Source organism: Thermoanaerobaculia bacterium, from assembly GCA_035717485.1.
GTDB lineage: Bacteria > Acidobacteriota > Thermoanaerobaculia > UBA5066 > DATFVB01 > DATFVB01.
Genome location: DASTIQ010000046.1, coordinates 1 through 18,893, shown reverse-complemented (window position 1 = coordinate 18,893; position 18,893 = coordinate 1). Strand labels below are relative to the sequence as shown.

Annotated in this window: 18 protein-coding genes; 3 read left to right on the top strand and 15 right to left on the bottom strand. The window is 68.3% G+C overall.

Annotated elements, in window-relative coordinates; genetic code table 11:
• The 8 genes from VFS34_02595 to VFS34_02560 all read right to left on the bottom strand — a co-directional run.
• A partial coding sequence (locus VFS34_02595) for a hypothetical protein (GenBank protein HET9793325.1) occupies positions 1–246 on the bottom strand: 246 nt, incomplete at its 3' end.
• Between the two features lie 23 nt (positions 247–269).
• Positions 270–497, bottom strand: coding sequence for a hypothetical protein (locus tag VFS34_02590; GenBank protein HET9793324.1), 228 nt, complete (start codon positions 495–497; stop codon positions 270–272).
• Complete coding sequence (locus VFS34_02585; protein ID HET9793323.1) at positions 494–3,949, bottom strand: c-type cytochrome; 3,456 nt, start codon at positions 3,947–3,949, stop codon at positions 494–496. The genes VFS34_02590 and VFS34_02585 overlap by 4 nt, the downstream gene beginning before the upstream one ends.
• A gap of 10 nt (positions 3,950–3,959) precedes the next feature.
• The gene (locus VFS34_02580; GenBank protein ID HET9793322.1) at positions 3,960–5,045 is read right to left on the bottom strand and encodes a hypothetical protein; all 1,086 of its coding nucleotides are present in this window, start codon (positions 5,043–5,045) and stop codon (positions 3,960–3,962) included.
• Positions 5,046–5,061: 16 nt separating this feature from the next.
• Positions 5,062–5,850, bottom strand: coding sequence for a cytochrome b N-terminal domain-containing protein (locus tag VFS34_02575; protein HET9793321.1), 789 nt, complete (start codon positions 5,848–5,850; stop codon positions 5,062–5,064).
• 283 nt (positions 5,851–6,133) lie between these two features.
• Positions 6,134–6,688, bottom strand: coding sequence for a Rieske 2Fe-2S domain-containing protein (locus VFS34_02570; protein ID HET9793320.1), 555 nt, complete (start codon positions 6,686–6,688; stop codon positions 6,134–6,136).
• Between the two features lie 112 nt (positions 6,689–6,800).
• On the bottom strand, positions 6,801–7,694 hold the full coding sequence (locus tag VFS34_02565; protein ID HET9793319.1) for a HEAT repeat domain-containing protein: 894 nt from the start codon (positions 7,692–7,694) through the stop codon (positions 6,801–6,803).
• A gap of 17 nt (positions 7,695–7,711) precedes the next feature.
• Positions 7,712–8,161 carry a 4Fe-4S binding protein gene (locus VFS34_02560; GenBank protein HET9793318.1) on the bottom strand — a complete coding sequence of 150 codons (450 nt, stop codon included), beginning with the start codon at positions 8,159–8,161 and terminating at the stop codon, positions 7,712–7,714.
• Between the two features lie 278 nt (positions 8,162–8,439).
• Between VFS34_02560 and VFS34_02555 the strand changes: the two genes are divergently transcribed.
• From VFS34_02555 to VFS34_02545, 3 genes are all read left to right on the top strand, one after another.
• Positions 8,440–9,024 (top strand): hypothetical protein, encoded by a 585-nt coding sequence (locus VFS34_02555; protein HET9793317.1) that lies wholly within the window; start codon positions 8,440–8,442, stop codon positions 9,022–9,024.
• Between the two features lie 162 nt (positions 9,025–9,186).
• A complete protein-coding gene (locus tag VFS34_02550; GenBank protein HET9793316.1) occupies positions 9,187–9,516 on the top strand; it encodes a PadR family transcriptional regulator in 330 nt (109 codons plus the stop codon).
• 2 nt (positions 9,517–9,518) lie between these two features.
• The gene (locus VFS34_02545; protein HET9793315.1) at positions 9,519–12,158 is read left to right on the top strand and encodes an ABC transporter permease; all 2,640 of its coding nucleotides are present in this window, start codon (positions 9,519–9,521) and stop codon (positions 12,156–12,158) included.
• Here the strand turns inward: VFS34_02545 and VFS34_02540 are convergent, their stop codons facing one another.
• The 7 genes from VFS34_02540 to VFS34_02510 all read right to left on the bottom strand — a co-directional run bounded on the left by VFS34_02540 (position 12,159) and on the right by VFS34_02510 (position 18,692).
• Positions 12,159–12,695: a hypothetical protein gene (locus VFS34_02540; protein HET9793314.1), complete on the bottom strand. Its 537-nt coding sequence runs from the start codon at positions 12,693–12,695 to the stop codon at positions 12,159–12,161. It abuts the gene before it with no gap.
• Entirely contained in the window at positions 12,692–13,057 is a 366-nt protein-coding gene (locus tag VFS34_02535) for a hypothetical protein (GenBank protein ID HET9793313.1), read from the bottom strand. Before VFS34_02535 ends, VFS34_02540 begins: the two co-directional genes overlap by 4 nt.
• Positions 13,058–13,244: 187 nt before the next feature.
• Positions 13,245–14,255: a UbiA family prenyltransferase gene (locus tag VFS34_02530; protein HET9793312.1), complete on the bottom strand. Its 1,011-nt coding sequence runs from the start codon at positions 14,253–14,255 to the stop codon at positions 13,245–13,247.
• Positions 14,252–15,652 carry a DUF92 domain-containing protein gene (locus tag VFS34_02525; protein HET9793311.1) on the bottom strand — a complete coding sequence of 467 codons (1,401 nt, stop codon included), beginning with the start codon at positions 15,650–15,652 and terminating at the stop codon, positions 14,252–14,254. The genes VFS34_02530 and VFS34_02525 overlap by 4 nt, the downstream gene beginning before the upstream one ends.
• Before the next feature lie 32 nt (positions 15,653–15,684).
• The gene (gene rfbD / locus VFS34_02520) at positions 15,685–16,542 is read right to left on the bottom strand and encodes a dTDP-4-dehydrorhamnose reductase (GenBank protein HET9793310.1); all 858 of its coding nucleotides are present in this window, start codon (positions 16,540–16,542) and stop codon (positions 15,685–15,687) included.
• Between the two features lie 72 nt (positions 16,543–16,614).
• Positions 16,615–17,631, bottom strand: a complete 1,017-nt coding sequence (rfbB, locus tag VFS34_02515) for a dTDP-glucose 4,6-dehydratase (GenBank protein ID HET9793309.1) — start codon at positions 17,629–17,631, stop codon at positions 16,615–16,617.
• Positions 17,628–18,692 carry a glucose-1-phosphate thymidylyltransferase gene (locus tag VFS34_02510; GenBank protein ID HET9793308.1) on the bottom strand — a complete coding sequence of 355 codons (1,065 nt, stop codon included), beginning with the start codon at positions 18,690–18,692 and terminating at the stop codon, positions 17,628–17,630. Before VFS34_02510 ends, rfbB begins: the two co-directional genes overlap by 4 nt.
• Positions 18,693–18,893 lie beyond the last annotated feature (201 nt).

Here is an 18,893-nt window from a genome sequence, read left to right as displayed (position 1 = left end):
AGGGAGACCTGTCGCGCCGACTACTCGTCCCGCCGCCGCCTCGGCGGAGGCGGAAGCCTGAGGCGGAGGTTGGCCGTCGAGCGCCGCCCGCGCGGATGCGCCGGGTGAAGAAGGCCGGGTCGCGAGCTCCTCGGCGCCATGCTCCTCCCCTTCCTCCTCGTCGTCTCTCGCGAGCCACAGGAACAGGCACCAGAGCACGCCGCCCGTGAAGAGCACCATGTAGAAGAGGTAGAAGGTCGAGCCCACGTTCCCATCCTAACGCGCGGCGATCATTTTCCCGGAAAGGACACGTCGAAGACGGCCGACCCCGACGCCGGAACGTCGATCTCCCGGTCGACGATCCCCTTGTCCGGATGCCACGCGGTGAAACGCCGCCGCCCCGCGGGCACCTGCGGGAGCGCGTAGGCGCCGTCGGCGCCGGCGACCGTGCCGATCGCCGTGGGCGTGACGTAGATCCATCCCCGGTTCAGCGGCTTCACTTCGCTTTCCAGGGTCACGACACCCGGCTTGTCGAGGGCGCCCTGGTAGCGGTCCCCCGCCAGCACGAACTTGCGCCGGAACAAAAGATCCGAAACGCCGATGTAGGCCGCGACGTCCGCGAAGACGGAGTCGACGGCGACGAGAACGACCGCCGAATGCATCGGCGCGCACGAGATCCTCGGAACGACGAACCCGTCGCGAACTTCCAGATGCAGCGCGTGAGAGGGACGGGCGCCGTCCCGGATCTCCGCGACCCTCGGGGCGAGGAAGACGACGGTGTCGGCGGGCGCGCGCCCCGAGACCGTTCCCGCGGGGGCGCGGGACGCCAGCAGGATCGCCGCCGCGAAGAACGCGGCGAAACGGGTCTGCGTCCGCCGCTCCGGCCGCGGCCGGCCGGCCGGCCGGCCGCCGGGGCCGCGCTCGCCTGCTGGGCCGCCGGCGCGTTTCCGGCGCCGATCGACCACACGTAATCGCGCAGCGCCTTCGTGACGCGATCGACGTCGTGGATGAAGTCGGACGCGGCCTGCGGTCCGCCCATCATCTTCTCGAGCTCGGCGCGGTCCTTCGCGAGCTGCGGCGAATCCCACCCGAGCGCGAGCGTGACGTAGCGCTGGCCGGTCGTGTCGTCCTTCGGGAAGTTCGTCGGCATGCGCGTTCCGGGCATCCACTCGTCGGGCCGCGAGATCCAGTCGTTGATCCAGTCGTGGCGAAGACGCGTGTGCGCCATCTGGAGGTTCGGCGCGAGCGAGGACTTGTCCTCGACCTTGTCGGCCTCCTGCTGGCTCCGGGGGTGGCACTGCGCGCAGCGGTACATCTCGAAAACCTTCTTGCCGGCCGCCACCGACATCGGATCGGGAGTCGTGTCGGGCAGGATGAAGGGATAGGACGCCTTCGACAGCGCCGCGAAATACTTCGTCAGGTCGTTCAACTGCGCGTCCGTGAAGCCGAACGTCGGCATGTGGACCTGCAGCCACGGCCGGATCTGCCCGGTCTGCGGCCGGTTCAGGAACTCGAACAACCAGTCGCTCTGGACCTTCGCGCCCTCCCCCTTGATGATCGGCGGAGCGAGCGAGACGTCGGCCATCGTCTCCCGGATCGATCCGCCCTTTCCCTCGATGACGTGACAGCCCTGGCAGTTGTGGTCCTTGATGATGCGGCGGCCGCGCTCGATCGCCGCCTCGTCCGGAGAGAGATGCCGGCGCTTGGCGTCGGCCATGTCGTCCTTCTGGAAGCCGAGGACGGCCGTGACGACGTCGGTCTTCTCCTCCTCGGAGAACGAGAAGAGCGGCATCTTGAGCTTCTCTTCCCAGCCGCGGACCTTGTCCTGGTCCCAGATCCGCGTGTTCGTGAGCTTCGTCCGGAGCCAGTCCTGCCGCGTGTGATCGACGTCGACGAAGCCGAAGTCGAGGCGGTGGACGGCCTTGTTCCCCCACTCGGAGAGTTCGGTGCCGATCGGTTTGGCGTCCTCGAAGCCGGGAATCGCGTGGCAGGCGTAGCAGCCGTAGTGGCCGATCAGCTTCTCGCCGGCGTAGGTGAGCTGCTGCGGCATCGTCATCGCCGCGAGGTCCTTCTGCGCGTCGACGATCGACTTCGTCGTCGTCTCGAAATACATCGAGATCTTGTCGAGCGACGTCTTGTCGACGCCCGGGATCGGCTCCGCATCGAACGCCGGCGGCGCCTTCTGCTGCGAGAGGAATGCCGCGAGATCCGCGGCTTCCTGATCCGTCAGGCGGAGGTTGGGCATCTTCGTTTCCGGATTCCACGCCTTCGGATCCTTCACCCACATCGCGATCCAGTCGGGCGAGGTCTTCGAACCGATTCCCGCGAGATTCGGCCCGAACTGCCGGTAGGTGCCGACGAGATCGCGGCGGGCGTTGGGGTCGAGGATGTGGCATCCCTGGCAGCCCCGGTTCTCGAAGAGCCATTTGCCGTGCGCGGCGTCGCCCGAGAGGCCGAGAGCCGGGACGGCCGGCTTCTGGCTCTTCTCGAAGATGTAGGAGGCGATCGCGCGGATCATCGTGTCGTTCATGCGCCGCCCCGCCTCGTCGTCCCGCTCCTGGGCCCGGGTCGGCGCGCGGTATCGGCCCGTCCTCGGGTCGATCCCTTCCGTGTGCACGAAATTGTCGAGATAGAAGAATCGCGGCATCTTCGTGTTCGGGCGGAACACGGTCGGATTCGAGATCCAGCGGATCGCCCAGTCGGGCGAGACCTTCGCGGCGACCTTCTCGAGCGAGGGCCCGACCTTCGGCAGGTTCTGCGCTTCGAGGCCCTTGATCCGGTGGCAGCCCCAGCAGCCGAGCCCCTCGATCACGCGCATGCCGGCGTCGAGGCGCGGAGCCAGCGGGAAGTTCGTCTCCTTCGCATGGCAGCGATAGCAACCCGCCTGCGCGTACTTGACCGGATAGATCGGCATCTCGACGAATTCGTCGAGCTCCCAGCCGTACTTCTTCTTCCAGGTCGCCTCTTCGGCCTTCGAGGAGGGCTGGTGCGCCGTGTGGAAGAACGAGGTCGATCGGTCGTGCCCGCCGTGGCACGACGTGCAGCCGAAATCCGACAGCGGATGCGGCGATTCCGAGCCGAGGATCAGCGGCAGGTTCGAGTGGCTCTGGAAGACTTCCGGCAGCCTGGGGAGCGCATCCGGCGTGTAACCCTTCTTGTCGGCCGCGATGTGGCACGACTCGCACCGGTCGACCCGCGGGATCTTCATGAAGTTCACGTCGTTGAAGAGGTCGGGCAGGATGACCTGCTGGACCTTCAGCGACGGGTTGACCATGTCGAGGATCGGGGCGTTCCGGGCCTTGAAGACCGGATCCTCGCGGAGAGTCGCGAGCTTCTTCGACGCGAGGTCGAAGTTCACGAGCAGCGTCTTCTTCTTCTTGTCCGCGTCGGCCGCCTTCGCCGTCAGCGCGTCGAGCTGAGCCTTGTAGCCGTCGAGCTGAGCGGTCGTGGCCTGGAGCTTCAGCTGCTTGCCGTTCAGGTCCGCCGCGAGATCTTCGAAGCGCTTCCGGCGGTCGCGGATGCGGGAGGCGGAGCCGGAGTCTTCGGCGACCTCGAGCTCGTAGCGCGCCGTGTCGACGACGGCCTTCTGGAACCGGTAATTCTGGTCGTCCCGGTACCGAACGGCGTCGGTGTCCTTGATCTTCTTCTCGAGCTCCGCGATCTGCCGGCGGTTTTCCGCCTCTTCCGAGTCGGCCTGACGCAGCTCCGCCTGCGCCGCCGCGTACTCGTCGCGGGACACTTTCTCCCGCGCGGCCGCGAGATCCTTCTGCGTCTTGTAGCGGTCCCACTGGAGGAAGCGGAGCTGGTATCCCTTCCAGCTCTTGGAGAAGCTCCACCCGCTCGCGTAGTCGGTCCAGATCATCGCGACCGACGTGACGAGCACGATCAGGCCCGAAAGCGCGAAGACGCGCGTCAGCTTCGGGATGTCGTAGTGGTGGTCGATCGGCTCGGCGGGGGGCTTCCTCGGCATCTCCTGTCCTTCAGATGTTGAACGAGAATTCGGGAATCGCGACGATGTACTTCAGGTTCAGCGTCCAGCGGAGGAACATCTTCATCGGCATCAGGAGCATCACGAGCAGCAGCAGGCAGCCGACGTAGTACCGCATCGGGCCCATCTTCTCGTAGAAGCGCCGGAAGAGCGTCCGCGAGAGGACGACCGGCAGCACCACGAGATAGAGCCCCATGAAGGCGAGCCCCACGACCTCGCGCAGCAGGAAGAAGTGCGGGAGCCCGGTGTGGAGCAGCTTGACCCAGAAGAGTTCCGAGATGTTGATGTTGTTCAGCGGCTCGAGCTTGTTCGGGTCCCAGTACTCGTAGGGGCCGAAGAAGTTCCAGTTCGGCCCGCGCAGGAACGTCCCGAGGAAGATCAGCACGATCCAGAAGATCAGGAAACCGAGCAGGAAGATCGAGATCTCCCACTTCCGTTCCTTGAACGTGAAGTAGCCGTTCCCCTTCGGATTGACGTCGATGTACGGGATCGCCATGAGCCCGACGATGATGAGCGACGGGAGCACGACGCCGGCGAGCCAGGGATCGAAGTAGACGAGCATCTCCTGGAGGCCGAGGAAGTACCACGGCGCCTTCGCCGGGTTGGGCGAGTTCGTCGGGTTCGCGGGCTCCTCGAGAGGGGCCTTGAGGAAGATCGACCAGACGATCAGGAGCGCCGACACGAGGAGGAGGCAGATCAGCTCGATGTAGACGAGGTCGGGCCACGAGAAGACCTTCTGGTAGGAGTCGCTGCCCTCGTTGGGTCCCAGGCCCTGGGCGATCCTCGCGTCGTTCTCCTTGGCCTGGTGCATCGCGTACCAGAGATAGAAGAGGACGATGAAGATCATCCCGACGATCGGCACGTTGTCGGGCGCCGAGGCCACCTTCCTGAAGTTCGGGTCGAAGTACGAAATGAAGAAGAAGACGGCGACGGAGATCATGATGGTCGCGCCGCCCTTCCCCGTCCAGGGCCAGCGCGAGTAGAGCGCCGTGAAGAGGACGACCGCGACGAGGGGCACGAAGTACTGCGGCTTGCAGACGAAATTGACGATCGCCTGCAGGAAATGGATCAGCGGCATCGGTGCTCCCGCCGGCTCACACCGGCCCGCTGATGCCGCCGTCCTTCCGGACGCGCCAGAAATGGACCGCCATCAGGAAGGCCGCGACGAGCGGGATCCCGACGCAGTGGAGCACGTAGAACCGAAGCAGCGCGCCCGCGCCCACGAACCGTCCGCCGAGCAGGGCGAACCGAGCGTCGTTGCTCGACGTCACGAGCGGGATGTCGCCGATCTTCAGGAGCGCCGACCCGGGTCCCTGCGTTCCGACGAGCGGCGTCGCTCCGGCCATGTTCGAGCCGACGGTGATCGCCCAGATCGCGAGCTGGTCCCACGGCAGCAGGTAGCCGGTGAACGAGAGGAGGAGCGTCAGCACGAGCAGGATGACGCCGACGACCCAGTTGAACTCCCGGGGCGGCTTGTAGGACCCGGTCATGAAGACCCGGAACATGTGGATCCAGACCGCGATCACCATCGCGTGCGCGCCCCACCGGTGGATCTCTCTCATGATGCCGAACGGAACCTGCTCCCGGAGATCGAGCGCGTCGACGTACGCGTATTCGACCGTCGGGCGGTAGTAGAACATCAGCAGGAGCCCCGTGAACGTGAGCACGAGGAAGAGGAAGAACGTCACGCCCCCCGCGCACCAGGTGTAGCGCATCTTCACGCCCGACTTGCGGGTCTTGACGGGGTGCAGGTGCAGGACGACGTTGCCGAGCATCGCGAGCACACGCTTGCGGTTCGTGTTCGGGACGCCGACCCGGAAGATCGACTTCCAGATCTGGCTTTCGACGATCGAACGCTGCAGTTCCTCGAGCTTTTCCTTCACCTTCCGCCCTCGCCCCCTTCGCTAATGAAAAGTTTCACAAGCCGGCCGAAAAAAATTGAGCGGGATATTAGCCCGGATCATTCATGAACGACACCGGCCCCCGCGGATCTCTTCCGCCGCAGGCTGAAGACGCCCGGCCGGACGGGACGGAGACATCGCCCTCGGCGGTCTTCCCGGCCTCGCCGAAAACCCTTTCGCGGGGAGGAGTCATGTTTCGTTCCCGTGCCGCCGTGTCGATCCGTTCCACTCCATCTCTCTTCCGCTCGCCGCGCCCGAACCGGGCTCACCCGACCTTCACGAACGCCTTCGGGTCGGTCCACTGGCCCTGCTCGAAAAGGAACTTCTGTCCCTTGTCCACGATCAGCTGTCCGTCGTCGGGAGAGACCGAGATCGCGGCCCGTTCGAGCGCGCGCGGGGCCGGCCCCTCGAAGTTGATTCCCGAGATGTAGTAGCCCGAGCCGTGGCACGGGCACTTGAACTTGTTCTGCGCCGCGAGCCAGTTCGGCGTGCAGCCGAGGTGGACGCAGACCGCGATCAGCGAATAGATCTCCGCCGTGTTCCGGACGATCCAGACCCCGTATTTCTCCTTCCACCGCTCGTCGACGCCGAGTGCGTAATCCGAGGGGGGGCCGGCCTTGAACACGGTCGGCGGTTCGAAGAGGACGTTCGGAAAGAGGAACCGGAGCATCGCGGTCGCGCCCGCGCCGACGGCCGCCGCGAACCCGATCCAGGCGAGCGTCATCCATTTGACGGCGTCGCGGCGGCTCATTCCCTGCGGGGAAGCGGACCCTTCCGCCGTCGCCCGGCTCGAGACGATCTTCGGCTCCCGCGCCGCCATCAGTTCCCCTCCATCCTTCGGTCCAACATATCAAAAGGTCTTCGCGCGTCAAAAACTTCCGCCGTACTCCGCCGAGGACGCGGGAAGACGTTCTTCCGGACGGAAGGAACCGTCATCGCTTCCCGCCGATCGTCCGCATCGCCTCGCGCGCGGCGTCCCGCACCTTGAGACTCGGATCGTCGTCGGCGAGACGGGAAAGGAGCGCCATCGCGTCCCGATCGCCGATCATCGCTTCGGCCTTCGCGGCGGAGACGATCGCTTCCTCCGCCTGGGCCGACGAAAGCCCTTCCGCCTGCCGGGCGAGGGAGGCGCGGTCGAGCATCGAGTGGAGGACTTCCCGGCCCGCGGGGTCGCGGAGCTCGGCGAGCGCGATCGCGGCATTCCAGCGAACGTCCGCCGCGTGGTCCGCGGTCATCGCGGTGAGCCGGGGAACGGCGCGGGGATCGCCGAGCTTGCCGAGGACGTACGCCGCCATCTTCCGGGCGCCCGCGTCCTCCGTCTCCGACCCGGCGACGATCATCGGAACGGCGTTCCGGTCGCCGAGCATCCCGAGCGCCCAGACGGAGTAGAGCCGGACGAGCGGATCCGGATCGCCGGCGCTGCGCTCGAGCGCCGGAACCGCGCGGGCGTCGCCGAGCCGCCCGAGGACGAGCGCGAGGTAGCGCTTCACGTCGCGATCCTCCGCGCGGTCCGCGTGGAGACGCTCGAAAACGTCGAGCGTCTGGGTGGCGAGCTTCTGCCGCTCGGGCCCCGGGGGGATCCTCGCGACGGCGCGCGAAAGCTCGAACGCCGACTGCCAGCGCTGGCTCGCGGCGCCCCCGCGGACATCGGCCAGGTAGTCGGCCGGCGTCTTGTGCTCGAACGTCAGGAGCGAGAAGAGGAAGAAGACGCCGACGCACACCGCCACGACGAGGAGGGGGACGAGGAAGAACTGGACGACCGCGCGCCCGGCGCCCCCTTCGGGCGTCGAATCGTCGGGATCGCGGGGGGCGGCGGATTCGTTCACGAAGGAAGAGGCCGGCGTCAGATGACCGGAAGGTAGCGCTTGGCCTGCGTGATCGGGTTCGGCACGAAGATCGCGTCCTTGTCGCATACCGTCTCGCAGAGGCGGCACGACACGCACGCCGGGCCGTCGACTTCGGCGATCTTGTGGACCATCGTCTCGTGCAGCGGGTCTTCGATGAGGTAGATGCAGTCGAACGGGCAGATGTCGATGCAGAACTCGCAGCCGGTGCAGAGATCGCGATCGACGATCGCCTTCGGAATCTCCTTCGGCTTGACCTTCTCGACGAGCTGCCCCGCGTTGTTCTCGATGCAGGAGACCGGGCAATAGCGGGCGCAGACCGAGCAGTCGATGCACCGCTCCGGGTGAATCACGAATTTTTCCTTCTTGTCCCCCGTGATCGTGTGCGTGGGACACTTGACCTCGCACACGCCACAGGCGATGCAGGTCTCCTGGATGAAATGTGGCATCCCTCTCCCCCGAGAAATCCCACCGCTTGTGAAATTTCTCACAAGAATCGTATCACGGCCCGCCCGACCCGCCGGTCCGGAGTCGCGAGTCGAGTCGGCGAGTCGAAGTCGGGAAACTCCCCCGATCTTCGAACCGCGACGGCGTTTCGGAAGCCGACTTTCCACCCTCGACGGCTCTCGGACGACCGACTTTCGACTCGCGGCGGGGGGACTCGCGACTGCGCCGAACGCCCCCGACCGGGAACTTTTCCCCGCCGTTGGCGTACGATCCGAATGACATGAAGGAAGCGCGCGCGATCGTCGTTGGCCTCGTCGTCGTGCTGCTCGTCGCCCTCGTCTGGGGTTTCTTCCGCCGGCCCGCCCCGGGGATGCGGCGGGTCCGTTCCTTCCGGGTCCAGATCGACGGCGATCGGGACGGCCGACGGAAGCACGTTTCGGTGCGGATTCCGGGCTTCCTCGTCGGGAAAGTCTCGAGCCTCGCGTCCCACGCGTGGGACGAAGGGGACTTCGCGGACTGGGATTTCAGCGGCGACGGCGACCGGGTGAGGATCACGCCGCGGGACATCCTCGACGCGGCCGATCGAAGCGAGCCCGGAAAGCCGACGCCGATTCCGATCCGGAGCGCCGGCGAAGACCGCCTCGAGGTCTCGCGCGAAGGGGAAAACATCCACATCGTCGTCTTCGACCACGACCGTCACGACGTCGAGATCACCGCTCCCCGGCCCCTGATCGCCGGGCTCTCCCAGGAGAAGGCGCTGTCGCTCCGCGATCTGTTGAAGCGGATCGACGATCTCGGGCCGGGCGAACTGGTCACCGTCCGGAGCGAAGACGCGACGATCCGAGTCACGGCCGAAGGTCATTAGCGGGCGCGGACCGGACGCCCCCACGGCGGTCCCGCCTCATCCCCTTCCTCCAGGGCCAAAACGTCGGAGAGCATCCCCGCCCGGAGAAGGCCGCCGCCCTCTCCTGTTGACCGTCAAAAGGAATGGCGGTACACTCCTGTTGATGTTCTAAAGGAGTGCCCCATGGCCCGCGCCGAAGTCCTGCAGGGAACGCTCGATCTGCTCGTGATGAAGACCCTCGATTCCATGGGCCCGATGCACGGGTTCGGGATGGCCCTGCGGATCCAGCAGGTTTCCGAGGATCTGCTGCGGCTGAACCAGGGCACCCTCTATCCCGCGCTCCTGCGCCTCGAACAGAGGGGATGGATCGCGTCCCGCTGGGGGATTTCCGAAAACAACCGGAAGGCGAAGTTCTACTCGCTGACTCCGGCCGGGCGGAAGCAGCTCCGGAAGGAGACCGAGAGCTGGGAGCGGATGTCCGCGATGATCCATCGCGTGCTGAAGACGACGTGACGATGCGCGTCTTCCTTCGGCGCGCGGCGGCGCTCTTCCGGCGGGGTCCCCTCGACGCGGAGATGGACGACGAGCTGCGGTCCCACATCGAAATGGCCGTCGAGCGAAACCGGGCCGCCGGCATGACCCCGGAGAACGCGCGCCGCGAGGCGCTCCGCGCCTTCGGCGGGCTCGAGCGAGTCAAGGAGATGTACCGCGACCAGAGGAGTCTGCCGGTCGTCGATGCCGCGCTGCAGGATCTTCGGTTCGGTCTGCGCGGCTTCCGCCGGAACCCGGTGTTCGCCGCGGTGGCGGTCCTCACGCTGGCGATCGGCATCGGGGCCACGACCGCGATCCTCAGCGCGGTCAACCCGATCCTGTTCGCGCCGCTGCCGTACCCGCGGCCGGGACGCATCGCCGCGATCGAAGAAACGGGACGGGACGGATCGAGAGGCGACGGAACGTTCGCGATGTACCGGCGATTCTCGGAGCGGGCGCGCTCGTTCGAGGCGATCGCCGTCTGCCGACCCTGGACGCCCACGGTCACCGGAGCCGATCCGCCGCAGCGTCTCGCCGGCCAGCGCGTCTCGGCGGACTACTTCCGCGTGCTCGGGGTCCCGCCGACTCTCGGGCGCGACTTCCGCGCGCCGGACGACCGTTTCCACGGCCCGAACGTCGTGATCCTCTCCGACGCCCTCTGGCGGAGGCGTTTCGCCGGCGATCGCGCGATCCTCGGACGCACGATCGAGCTCGACGGCGACCCGTATTCGGTCATCGGCGTCATGCCGAACCGCTTCGAGAACGTCCTGTCTCCCTCCGCGGAGCTCTGGGCGCCGCTCCAGTACGATCCCGCGCTTCCCCCGCAGGGCCGCGAGTGGGGACACCATCTGCGAACCGTCGCGCGCCTTCGCCCCGGAACCGCGGTGCGACGGGCGGGCGAGGAAGTCGACGCCCTCGGGCGCGCCCTGATCACGGAACGGCGCCCCGAGACGTACGACCCGGAGACGCGGTTTCGCGCGGTGCCCCTCCGCGACGAGCTCACGCGGGGGGTCCGTCCGGCCCTGCTGGCCGTCATCGGCGCCGCCGCCCTCGTTCTCGTGATCGCGTGCGTCAACGTGACGAACCTCCTCCTCGCGCGGGGCGTCCAGAGGCGGGGCGAGTTCGCGCTGCGCGCGGCGCTCGGCGCCGGCCGGGGCCGGCTCATCCGTCAGCTGCTCACCGAAGGCGTCGTCCTCGCGACCGCCGGAGGCGCGGCGGGAACGCTCCTCGCGGCGTTCGGAGTCCGCGCCCTGGCCGCGCTCGGGCCGCCCGAGCTGCCCCGCGTCGGGGCGATCGAGGTCGACCGCTTCGTCCTGTTCTCTGGCCTCGCGATCACCGGCCTCGTGGCGGTGGCCTTCGGAACGATCCCGGCGCTGCAGGCGGCCCGGAGCGATCCCCACCGGGACCTCCCGAAGGCGTCGGGGCGCGTCGCGGGCGGACGTCGCCGCGCCCGGAGCTTGCTCGTCGTCGCCGAGGTCGCGATCGCGCTGGTGCTCCTCGTCGCGTCGGGGCTGCTCCTCCGAAGCATCGAGCGCCTCTTCGCGGTTCCTCTCGGCTTCGATCCTTCCCATCTCCTCACGATGCAGGTCCAGGAATCGGGACACCGGTTCGACACCGACGAGGCGCGCCATCGTTTCTTCGAACGGGCGCTCGACGAGGTCCGGCGCGTCGCCGGCGTCGAGTCCGCCGCCCTGACGAGCCAGCTGCCGCTCTCCGGCGACCGCGACCAGTACGGAGCGTCGTTCGAGGCCACGCCGACGCGGCCGCCGGAGACGTACGGCGCGTTTCGGTACGCCGTGAGTCCCGGCTACCTCGAAACGATGCGGATTCCGCTCCGCCGGGGACGCCCGCTCGACGAGCACGACGGACCGGACGCCCCCCGCGTCGCCGTGATCAGCGAATCGCTCGCGAAGCTCCAGTTCCCCGGGAAATCGCCGATCGGCGGCCGCCTCCGGATCGGCGGGGGGGACGATTCCCCGCCCTACACGATCGTCGGCGTCGTCGGCGACGTGAAGCAGACGTCGCTCGCGCTCACTTCGTCGGAAGCGGTCTACACGACCCCGAACCAGTGGCGCCGGGCGGACGGCGCGATGTCGCTCGTCGTCCGCGCGCACGGCGACGCGGCCGCGCTCGCTCCCGCCGTTCGGCGCGCGATCTGGGCCGTCGACCGCGACCAGCCGATCGTGCGGGTCGCGACGATGGACGATCTGCTCGCCGCCTCCGCGGCGGAGCGGCGGTTCGTGCTGATCCTCTTCGAGGCGTTCGCGCTCGGAGCGCTGGCCCTGTCGGCCGCCGGCATCTACGGAGTCCTTTCCGGAAGCGTCGCCGAACGCACCCGCGAGATGGGCGTGCGGGCGGCGCTCGGAGCCTCGCGGCGGGACATCCTCAGCCTCGTGCTCGGCCAGGGCATGAAGCTCGCGGGGCTCGGGATCGCGATCGGGCTCGCCGCGGCGGCCCTCTCGACCCGCGCCATCGCCGCGCTGCTCTTCGGGGTGTCGCGCCTCGACCCGGTCACGCACGCCGGGGTGATCGCGCTCCTCGGCGCCGTCTCGGCGATCGCGTGCGGTCTTCCGGCCTGGCGGGCGGCGCGCGTCGACCCGGCGACCACGCTGCGGGCCGAATAGCTACGGCCGCTTTTCGAGGATCCGGCTCAGATCGAAACGTCCGGGGGTGAGGAAGAACGTCACCTCCCCGCGCCCGAACTCGGCCCGGTCGAGCGCGACGTCGAGCCCCGTCGGGATCCACTCGTTGACGTTCACGACGAGGATCCGGTCCGCCTTGTAGTAGGTCAGGAGTCCGGCGGGAGCCTTCTCGATCAGGAGCCCGATCAGGGCGTCGGGGATCGGGATGAACGAGAGCGCGTCGACGCTCTCCACGACGAATGCGAGGAATCCGTCCTTGAACCGGATCTGCGACAGCGAGGCGCGCGCGGAGAGCGGAACGCCGAATCTCCGGACGACGACGGTCACCGACAGCTCGCCCGGGGAGACGTGGACGGTCAGGTCGTCGAGCTCGGGGATGCTCTCCGCGGCCTGCCGCGCGACCGTGGTGAGCGTCTTCTCGTCGAGGGCGAGCGAGAACGCGCTCCAGCGGGCCGTGTAATCGGGAACGTCGGCGGGATCGGGCTTCCGGGGAGAGACGGCCGCCGGGCCTCGGGTCACTTACCCTCCAGACGGGTCCGGCTCCGAGCCCGCTTCTCGGACCTGCGGTATTTCAACGCCCAGTCGTTTCCTTCCGAATGGAGCGAGAACCGGACGCGGCGCAACGCCCAGAAACCGTAGGCGAAGAGCACGCCTCCGAAGAAGATCGAAAAACTGTCCAGCAACTCGAAGAGCCGCTCCCGTTCGGTTCCCGATGCGAGCCGCAGGAGCGCCGAAACGGGCCAGACGACTCCGCCGAGCAGGCACAGCCACGCCGTGCGCCGGTCGACCGCGTGGTGTCCGCGGCGTCGGGTGAGCGGCCGAAGCGCGATGAGAAACAGGGCGATGGGGCCGGCGAAGTGGACGGCGCGTTCCCACGTCATCGAAGGACGATTTTACAATATGTATGCCAAGACGGCCGCACGGCTCGCGGCTGAGCCGCTGACCGTTTGCCGCCCCGCATCCACGTTCGCCCTGCCGAGCGCTCCGCGCTCGTCGCCGCTTCGACTCGATCTGCCGGAGCCGCGTCGATTTCACCGGGCGAAGGGAATTGCCGCGACCCGTCCGCCGTCAGACGAGATACGCGATCGCGAAGCCCGCCTGCGCCGCCATGAGGATGAGATACATGTGGCGCCACGCCGGATGGTTCTCCGTCGACGCGAGGGCGTCGGGGTCGCGGACGAGAAGGGACGCGGCATAGAGGCCCCAGGCGGAGAGAACCGCGCCCATCCCGAGGAGGAACGTCCGGTTCCCGGTCATGAGCGGAAGCGCCGGGTGCGCGGGGTCGTGCGCGAACGTCAGGGCGCCGAGGGCCACCCACGGCAGGACGAAGAACGGCGCCATGATCCGGGCGGCCCGGCGCACGCCGAAGCGGACCGGAAGCGTCCGGCAGCCGTGAAGCGCGTCGCCCTTCATGTCGGAGAAGTCCTTCGTGGAGGTCGCGCCGAGGAGATAGAAGCCCATCACGCCGCCGATCGCCCAGGCCTCCCACGCGTTCACGCGGGCGAGGAAGGACCATCCCGCCACTTTCAGCAGGCAGCCCCGCGTCGAGGCGATCGTGAAATTCGCCCAGAACCAGTGGCGCTTGCTGCGCCCGAACGCGGGAAAGGAATACACGAAGGTCGCGAGCGCGCCCGCGGCGTAGATGAAGAAGCAGGCGTGGTCGAGGAGAGGGGCCGTGAGGCGCTCGTGGAAGCTCGTGCGCGGATAGGGAACGACGAACCAGGTCGGCAGGAGGGAGAAGGCATAGAGGATCGCGGCCACGACCCAGGCGGATCGAAACGACACTTCGCCCGTGACGAGCGGCCGTCCCGGCTTGTTCTCGCGGTCGATCTCGAAGTCGGCGATCTGATTGATGATGTTCGAGGCGGCATTCATCGCCGAGGCTCCGAGCGATCCCAGCGCGACCGTCAGGGCGACCGCCCAGCCGAGGCGGCGGGCCGGGTCGGGATTGTGCGCCGAACCGTACGCGCAGATCGCGCCCGAGAGGATCCCGAGGAGGGGCGGCAGCAGCGTGAACGGCCGCCAGAGGGCGACCTGGGCGGCGAACGGCGAGCGGCGGGAGCCCGCCTCGGCGCTCACGAGATCCCCCAGACGTTGCCGAAGGGAACGTAGAGACGGCCGAGCGCGATCGATGCCGCGATTTCCCAGGCCGCCGCCGCGCCGACGACCGTGTTGAAAGCGTTGCAGAACTCGTGATCGACGACGGCGCCGCGGCGGGCCGAGAGGTCGATGAGGAGCGATTCCGCGAGAGACCCGGCCACCCCCGCGATGGCGACGATCCAGATCCACCGCGGAGCGTAGAGCCCGGCCGCCGCGCCCGCGCCCCCCACGAGCAGAGCGCCGAGCACGCCTCCGAGGACGCCCGCGCCCGAGACCGCTCCGCGGGTCCCCGGCGGCACGCGTTTCATCGTCGAGAGGAGAAACGGCCGCCGGCCGTAGAGCGTCCCGAGCTCCGTTCCGAACGTGTCGGCGAGCGCCGCCGCGAACGACCCCGCCAGGGCGAGGGGGAGAACCGGCACGGACGACGCGACGACGCGCGCGCGCATCGCGAGCGCCACCCCGGCGCCGACGGAGACGTTCGCCCAGACGTGCCGGGCGCCGCGGCGCGCGCGATTGGCCTGCGCGGTGCCGAGTCTCTCCTTGCGGGCGTAGCCGAACTTCGACGCGAGGGTCCCGAAGAGGAAGAACGTCCAGAGGACCGCGTAGGCGCCCCACCCTCCGAAATGGAGGATGGCGGAACCGGCGATGAAGCCGGCGATCGAGCCGGACAGGGCGACGAGCCGGAGGGGAATCGAGAGGAGCGCGATCGCGGCATTGACCGCGAGGGCGGTCGCGAGCGCGACGCGGGCGCCCCCCGAGACGACGGCCGGTCCGGCCGCGCCGGCGAGCGGCCCCATGTGGAACGAAGCCCACGCGAACGCCACCGCGATCCCGGGCAAGACGTTGTCGTCGAGCCCGGTCTCGAGCGACTCGACGAAGGCGCCGAGAAGGGCGAACGCGGCGAATGCCGAAAACGCGTACCCGACGGCGACGCGACCCGTGAACGTCATCGACAGCGAGCCGCCGACCGCGCCGAGAACGGCGTACGCCGCCGAGCCGGTCCACGTCTTCTTCCGGTTCCACGGGAGCGCCGGGCCGCCGACGGTCCGGCCCGCGATCGACGCGGCCGGATCGCCGAGCGCCATCATTCCCCAGATCGCGGCCGCGGCGGGGAGCGCGTGGCGGAGGAGAAGGATGACGAGGAGGACGGTGGCCGGATACGCCACGATCCCGACGTCGCGGCGGCGGGCCGTGTCGCGGTAGATCCCGCGGCCGAAGACGGGAAGCGCGAACAGGTTGAAGAGGAGCGCTCCGGCCGCGCAGAGCGCGGCAACCGGCCACGAGAGCCACCGGAGGAGGAGCCCGAAGAGCCCCATGCCCGCGTGAACGGCCTTCCGGCGCCACTCGCCGCGGGAAATCCGCTCCGGGGAGGACATGGGCGGGGAATCTAACATGCGGACAGGAGGCTTCAGGGTCGCGCGCGCCGGGCCAGGTACTCCGCGAGCGGCTCCCGGAAATCGCGCGGCGTCGTCCCGGTCAGCCGCTCGTACTTCTCCGTCGACAGAACCGAATAGGCGGGGCGGATGGCGGGCCGGTCGAGCTCCGCCGACGTGATCGGGCGGACCTCGACGTCCGCGAATCCCGCCCGGCGATAGATCTCGCGCGCGAATTCGTTCCAGGAGACTTCGCCGCGGTTCGCATAATGCACGATTCCGGAGGCGTTCGCGTCCGCCAGCGCGACGAGCGCCTCCGCCAGATCCGTCGTCGCGGTCGGGCGGCCGACCTGGTCCGAGACGACGCGGACCTCCTTCTTCCCGGACTCGGCCTGCTTCAGCATCGCCTCGACGAAGTTCGGGCCGTGGCTCCCGAAGAGCCAGGACGCGCGGACGACGAGGGCGCCGGGGGCTTCGAGCGCGCGCTCCTCCCCTTCGCGCTTCGTGCGGCCGTAGGCGGAGAGCGGCGCGGGGCGATCCTCCTCGACGTACGGCGTTCCCTTCCTCCCGTCGAACACGAAGTCCGTCGAGACGTGGACGAGCCGCGCGCCGGCCTTCGCGCAGGCCCCCGCGATCGTCGCGACCGCGTCGGCGTTGACGGCCCGCGCCGCCGGATCCGTTTCGCAGAGGTCGACCTTCGTGAAGGCGGCGCAGTTGAAGACGATCGCCGGGCGGAAGCTCGCCATCACGCCGCGCACGTGATCGGCGTTCGTCACGTCGAGCTGGCCGTGCGCGGGCGCGACGACCTGGAACTCGCCCGCCCGAGCGCCGAGGACGGCCCGGAGGTCGCGTGCGAGCATGCCGCCGCCGCCGGTGACGAGAACCTTCCTCATCGACGGACGGTCACCGGGCTCGCGGTGGGTGCGGCGACTCGCGACCCGCCGACCCGAGACCCGCGACCGGGCTCACGACCCGAGCCGTTCGTGGTACTGGGTCTTGTAGAAGTCGCGATAGTGCGGATCGTGCTCCTTGATCGGGCGCCACCAGTCGGGATGCGCCACGTACCAGTCGATCGTCGAAGCGAGCGCATCGTCGAACGTCGCCCGTGGCCGGAAGCCGAGTCGCGCGAGCTTTCCGGCGTCGAGCGAATAGCGCCGGTCGTGCCCGACGCGGTCGGCGACGGGCCGAATGAGCGTCTGCGGCTTTCCGAGGAGCGCGAGGATCTTCTTCGTGATCTCGACGTTCTCGCATTCGTTTCCGCCCGCGACGTTGTAGACCTCGCCGGGCGCTCCGGGGTCGATCAGGAATTCGATCGCCTCCGCGTGGTCGTCGACGTAGAGCCAGTCGCGGACGTTCTTCCCGTCTCCATAGAGCGGGAGCGGCAGGTCGTCGAGCGCGTTCGTGACGAACAGCGGGATGAGCTTCTCGGGGTATTGGTACGGCCCGTAGTTGTTCGACGCGCGGGTGATCACGACCGGAACGCCGTAGGACGCCCAGTAGGAATACGCGAGGCGGTCCCCGCCCGCCTTCGACGCCGAATAGGGATTCCGAGGCGTGAGCGCAGCGTCCTCCGTGAACGCGCCCGAGTCGATCGAGCCGTAGACCTCGTCCGTCGAGATCTGGACGAACTTCGAGACGCCGCGCCGCTTCGCCTCCTCGAGAAGCACGAAGACGCCCTTGACGTCGGTGTCGATGAACGAGGCGTCGCCGAGGAGCGACCGGTCGACGTGGGTCTCCGCGGCGAAGTTGACGACGACGTCGCATCCCGCCATCGCGTCGGCGACCGCCTTCGCGTCGCAGATGTCGCCGTGGACGAACCGGTAGGAGGGCGAGCCGGCGACCTCTTCGACGTTCCGCGGATTGCCGGCGTACGTCAGCTTGTCGAGATTGACGACCGACACGCCGCCGCCGCCGCCGAGGACCCGCCGGACGAACGCGCTCCCGATGAATCCGCATCCGCCGGTGACGAGAATCCGCCTCATACGATCCCGATCTCCGAGTCGTCGCCGACCGTGAATCGGTGGACTTTCGGGCGGAGCTGGCCCCGGTGGATCTTCACGCCCCGGCCGATCAGGGAATCGGCGATCCGCACCGGGATGTCCCGGATCTCGGACTGCTCCCAGACGATCGAATTTTCGATCTCGCAGTTGACGATCCTGCAACCGGCGCCGATCGCGGTGTACGGTCCGACGTAGGCATTCTCGATCGTGGCGCCCCGGCCGATGACGCAGGGGCCCCGAACGACCGCGTTGGCGAGCACCGCTCCTCCTTCGAAGACCACCTTTCCCTCGACGCGCGAGCCGCCGTCCAGCCCGGCGGGGATCTTCGGCTGGAACGTGTCGAGGATGATGCGGTTCGCCTCGAGCATGTCCTCGACCTTCCCCGTGTCCTTCCACCAGCCGGTGACGAGATGCGCGTGGACCGATCGGCCGTGGTCGACGAGCCACTGGATCGCATCGGTGATCTCGAGTTCGTTGCGGGAGGACGGGCGGATCGCATGGACCGCCTCGAACACGGTCGGGTCGAACATGTACACGCCGACGAGCGCCAGATCGGATTTCGGCTCCGCCGGCTTCTCGGACAGCCGCACGACCTTCCCGCCGTCGAGCTCCGCGACCCCGAACGACGACGGATTCGGCACGCGCGCGAGCAGGATCTGGCAATTGCACTGGAGCCGCCGGTATTCGTCGACGAGCGAGGAGATGCCGCTCGCGATCAGGTTGTCTCCGAGATACATGACGAAGGAGTCCCCGGCGAGGAACTTCTCGGAAATCAGCACGGCGTGCGCGAGCCCCCGCGGCGCGTCCTGCTCGAGGTACGTCACCCGGACGCCGAAGCGGGATCCGTCGCCGACGGCGGCCTTGACCTCGTCCCGCGTGTCCCCCACGACGATCCCGATGTCGGTGATGCCGGCCGCCGCGATCGACTCGATCCCGTAGAAAAGAACGGGTTTGTTGGCGACCGGGACGAGCTGCTTGGCCGAGGTGTGCGTGAGCGGGCGCAGACGAGTGCCTTTGCCGCCGGCCAGTATCAAGCCCTTCATCGAGCGAATCCTATCGCGCGTCGATCCGCGCCGTGACACGGACGAATTCGGCCGACCGAAGACCCCCGCTCCCGAACGGGCCGGATCAATAGAAGAGATTCGCTCCGAACGCAGGCGTGGCTCCCTCCCGGATCTCCTTCGCCCATCGGTCGAGCTGTCCGTGGTCCATCTTCCAGAATTTCCGGCACAGTTCGAGATACC